Origin of the sequence: Streptomyces sp. P17 (assembly GCF_032436805.1) — a bacterium.
Classification (GTDB): Bacteria; Actinomycetota; Actinomycetes; order Streptomycetales; family Streptomycetaceae; genus Streptomyces.
On record NZ_JAVRBF010000797.1, the window covers coordinates 1 to 273 of the forward strand.

At 72.9% G+C, this 273-nt stretch carries 1 protein-coding gene; it reads right to left on the reverse strand.

Annotated elements, in window-relative coordinates:
- A partial coding sequence (locus RMT89_RS42995; RefSeq protein ID WP_315889196.1) for a hypothetical protein occupies positions 1–273 on the reverse strand: 273 nt, incomplete at both ends.

Genomic DNA, 273 nt, shown 5'->3' on the forward strand with positions numbered 1-273 from the left:
GACATGCTGCCCCGCGACACCAGCCCGCCGGATCTGGCGCTGTCGGGACTTTCGGCGGGAAGGCCGGGTGGCGCTGCTTCCTCGCTCGGCGGCGCCAGAAGCTCTTCCGCCTGCATCAGCGCGGTCGTGGCATTGCTGACCACATCCGCCGCGGCGTAAAGGCCCTCGGCGCTTCGGCTCAGGTCCAGCGCCGCCTGATCGAGGGCGATGCGCGCCTCGATCAGCCGGTCGAGGCTGGGCAGGGGGCCGGTGGCCAGCGCCGCCACCTCTGCG